The sequence below is a fragment of the Microcystis sp. M53603_WE2 genome, assembly GCF_030065435.1.
In genome coordinates this window covers 1-4016 of record NZ_JASJFF010000132.1, presented here as the reverse complement: position 1 = coordinate 4016, position 4016 = coordinate 1, and the positions used below count along the sequence as shown (strand labels likewise).

4 protein-coding genes and 1 pseudogene are annotated in these 4016 nt (G+C 45.0%); 3 read left to right on the top strand and 2 right to left on the bottom strand.

Annotated elements, in window-relative coordinates; all coding sequences use genetic code 11:
* Nucleotides 1-439 (top strand): NAD-dependent epimerase/dehydratase family protein (locus PX481_RS03135; RefSeq protein WP_288093635.1); only part of this gene is annotated, 439 nt, incomplete at its 5' end.
* Between the two features lie 128 nt (nucleotides 440-567).
* Here the strand turns inward: PX481_RS03135 and PX481_RS03130 are convergent.
* Nucleotides 568-1509 carry a DUF1517 domain-containing protein gene (locus PX481_RS03130; protein WP_288093634.1) on the bottom strand — a complete coding sequence of 314 codons (942 nt, stop codon included), beginning with the start codon at nucleotides 1507-1509 and terminating at the stop codon, nucleotides 568-570.
* Nucleotides 1510-1690: 181 nt separating this feature from the next.
* Between PX481_RS03130 and PX481_RS03125 the strand changes: the two genes are divergently transcribed.
* Nucleotides 1691-2950 (top strand): phosphopantothenoylcysteine decarboxylase domain-containing protein, encoded by a 1260-nt coding sequence (locus PX481_RS03125; RefSeq protein WP_190720636.1) that lies wholly within the window; start codon nucleotides 1691-1693, stop codon nucleotides 2948-2950.
* Between the two features lie 43 nt (nucleotides 2951-2993).
* Complete coding sequence (locus PX481_RS03120) at nucleotides 2994-3293, top strand: 2Fe-2S iron-sulfur cluster-binding protein (protein ID WP_002761301.1); 300 nt, start codon at nucleotides 2994-2996, stop codon at nucleotides 3291-3293.
* Between the two features lie 339 nt (nucleotides 3294-3632).
* On the opposite strand, the pseudogene PX481_RS03115 reads toward PX481_RS03120, so the two are convergent.
* Nucleotides 3633-3821 (bottom strand): annotated as a pseudogene (locus tag PX481_RS03115) (IS200/IS605 family transposase); the annotation flags it as partial.
* Nucleotides 3822-4016 lie beyond the last annotated feature (195 nt).

Sequence of the window (4016 nt, the reverse complement as noted above, 5' to 3'; positions counted from 1 at the left end):
TCCCGTCACTGCCTTACGTTATTTCACCGTTTATGGACCGCGGCAACGTCCCGATATGGCTTTCCATAAGTTTTTTCAAGCAGCGATCGCAGGTAAAGCTATCGGCATCTACGGGGATGGCAAACAAACCCGGGATTTTACCTTTATTAGCGATGCTGTAGCCGCTAATTTAGCCGCTGCCGTAGTCCCGGAAGCGGTGGGTGAGGTGTTTAATATTGGTGGTGGTAGTCGCGTGGTATTGTTGGATGTCTTGGATACCATGGCAAAAGTCATCGGTAAACCTATCGAGCGATCGCATCAAGGACTCGCCCGGGGAGATGCCCGTCACACCGCCGCCGATGTCACCAAAGCCCGTACTATTCTAGGTTATAATCCCCAAGTCTCTTTAGCCGAAGGATTAGCCCAAGAATGGCAGTGGATTCAGGAATTATATTGTTAATGGTTAGGGTGTGTTAGGGCATCGTGACACACCTAAAAATCCCATCACGGGAGCAATTGCTTAATAATCAAAAAATCTCCCCGTAAAAGGGAGATTTTGGCCAATATCTAGGGTTATACCCCGACAAATTACACCAATTTCAGATCGGGATAATTGGCGAGAATGTCGTCTTGACTGAGAATATCACCCTCGCTTTGAGGAGTCCAAATCACTTCTACCGCTAAAAGTCGATCGCCTCCCATACTACCAATTTGTTGCAGGGCTTGTTTCAAGTCTTGGGAATCATTAATTTTGGCTAGAGAAAATTTACCGACAATGCCGGCTAAAATAGTCACCAAAATATAGCCTTCCGGTGCGCTTTTAGCTAATTCCCCAGCCGATTCGGGTAAAATATTGTCTCTAGAACCTTGACGCAGTTGATTATTGTAATTAGTTAAGGTTTCCGCCGTTAATTTACCGCGTTCGTTGAGAGACCACTGATTAAACTTCGCTTCTGCACTGCTGAGGCTGGTTTGTTGGCAATCGACGTTACCATAAACCCAGTATTCCGGATGACGTAACAGGGCGAGGGCCGATTCTTGTAAGACTTCGACGCGTCCCTCGGAGGTGCTAGTATCCACAGTTAGGGCGATTTGATTTAATTCTTGTTGCAGATAACGGGCATTAGCCAACAAACCCACCTGTACTTTAGCCACGGAGACGGTTTCATAACCGGATTCTATCGTCATACCATTCTCATCACTGCCTCCACCATTACGGAAAGCATTAACGAGGAAATTGGCAATAGCAAAAAAGATTAACAGAGAAATTAAGCCACCGCCACCACCACCCCAAAAGAAGGGTAAGAGGAAGGGAAAACCAATACCTCCACCGTAACCGGGGGAACTGTAACCACCACCTCTAGAAGGGCTAATACTGCGACTAGGGGCGCGAAAACTACCGCCCCCCATTCTACCCCCCGATGCCGCCAAAGCACTGGAAACATTGCCTAAAATCAGCGTTGTCACTAATCCTAGAACTAATAGCGGCTTGGCAAGCGATCGAACTTTAGTTAAAATTTTGTCAATCATAAGAACACCGAAGCAACCCTTTATTTACTAGGATAACCAGTTTCTCCCTCAGGGATAGACAAACCCCGAATAGGGATAACCGAATCAGTGATCAGTTATCAGTTATCAGTGATCAGATTTGAGTTTTCAGTTCACTGTTTACTGTTTACTGATCACTGACAAAACCCCCACCCCCAAATTTATGACTTGGAATTTCTCTTCTCCGACGGATTCGCCCTTAAGCGATCGCGAAGTACCCTTAGAAAGTCATCATCTCTGGGGTAAACGTATTGCTTTACTGGTGACGGGAGGGATTGCGGCCATGAAAGCGCCGCTAATTGCCCGATCTTTGCGGAAATTCGGGGCTACAGTCGTGGCTTTTGTCTCAGAAGAAGCTTTAAGATACGTCACTAAGGAAGCTTTGGAATGGAGTACGGTTAATCCCGTAATTAGCCAATTAACGGCAAAAGCAGAACATTTAAGCGATCAATCTCCCTTTGATCTTTATTTAGTCGCCCCCGCTACCTATAACACGATTAATAAGTTTCGTTACGGAATCGCTGACGGAGTGATCACTTCATGCTTGGCCTCGGCCTTGGGACGACAGGAAAAGGGAAAAACTAAAATTCTGCTTGTCCCCACCATGCACGGCAGTTTACATAATGCTATTCTGACCGAATCTTTGCAAACTCTCGATCGCTGGGGAGTCCAGATTATGTCACCCCGGGATGATTACGGTAAGCACAATCTCCCCGGGGAAAAAGAGATCACAGTGGCAGCCTGTGGGATTCTCAGTAATTCTGTCCTGAAAAATAGGCCGATTTTAGTCACTGGTGGACCCACACCCGTTATTATCGATAATATTCGTCGTTTAACCAATCGTTTTACCGGACAATTAGGAGTCGCTATTGCAGAAGAATTGTACCTGCGCGGGGCAAAGGTGCAATTAATCCACGGACGCGGCAGCTATACACCTCCCGCTTATTTACCCCATGAAATTATTGAAACTTATGACGAGTATCTAGGGAAGGTTATGGGAGAATTAGGCAGTAAAGATTATAAATTTGGAATTTTTTCGGCAGCAGTGGCAGATTATCGCTTAGAAAGCCCTTTTTACGGCAAAATTCCCAGTGGTGGGCAGTTAAATCTTAATTTTGTGCCGACGGAAAAAGTGATTGACAAGGTGAGAGAAAAATTTCCCGATTTAGAGATGGTCACTTTCAAGTATCAGGAAGGAGTCAGTCAGGAGGAGTTACTGGAAATCGCCCGTAAACGCCTAGAAAAGGGCTATCAGGCCGTCATTGCTAATAGGGGTGAGGAAAAGGGCGATCAAGGGGAACAGGTGGCTTATTTGGTCACAAAAGCGGCATTGGGGAAATTTATCGGCAAAAAAGCGATCGCTATTGGCATCGCCGAATATTTAGAACAGCGAGCCAAAAATGTTACAATCAAAAAAATTTAATATTTTTTAATATTAATTTGCAAAAATTTAGGGTAACACAGTCATGGGTAACATCAACTTCGTCAAAGAGAATAAGATCGTGGTAGCGGCAGATGGAGCGAATTTACGAGAGAAAGCAATCCAGAATGGCGTTGATATCTACACTTTTGGCGGTAAATTGATGAATTGTGGCGGTTACGGTCAGTGTGGTACTTGTATAGTGGCAATTGTCGAGGGGATGGAAAATCTCTCGGCCAAAACCGACTTTGAACAGCGCTGTCTGAAGAAAAAACCCGAAAATTATCGTTTAGCCTGTCAAACCAGCGTTAATGGCCCTATTAGCGTCCAAACTAAACCAAAATAGCATTTAAGCGTCATGCCCCACCCCCAGCAACGCACCGGTGGGGAAGGTGCGGCGATCAGAACCATTGAGGCGTTCGATACCAGTGAAAATTGCCAGACAATATCACATAATTCCCTGAACGACTTTTTCAGCAGACCCTAATTGATGTCTTGGGAAGACATCTCAGCGGATTTTTGTGATTTTTTCGCTGCTTTTTTGCCAGCCAAGGGCTGACAATCAAGAGATTTGCTAGAAAATATCAGCTTTACTGCATTTAAACTGCCTATCTCAATGGAACGAGAGGACTCCCGTTAAACCGCTACGCGGTTTAACGGGAGATAAATCGCCACCGGAATGAAACTAACGCGGTAGCGTTTCCACTTTCGGGGAGTTTTTTTGGTTCTCGACGTATTTTTTTAGTTGTTCGACAGTAACGCCGCCACAACTAGCCACGAAATAACCTCCCGTCCAAAAATAAGGTTTATTGTCGAAATACTTGGCCGCCAAATCCGGAAATTCTTTTCTAATTAGGGTCTGCTGAAAAAGTTTTTCCTGGGGGTAGGAGTCAGTAGCCGGTCGTCAGGAGCCGGTCGTTTCAGGCTTTGTTGCCCTTGTTTTTTGTACCAAGCGATGTACTACAAGAAGGATAATGCAAGGTTTTTGAAAGTCCCAATCCTATTTTCGCAGCATGAACATCGGACTTTAACAGGTCAAAAGCTTTATTTTAAAAGGGTTTTACCATTA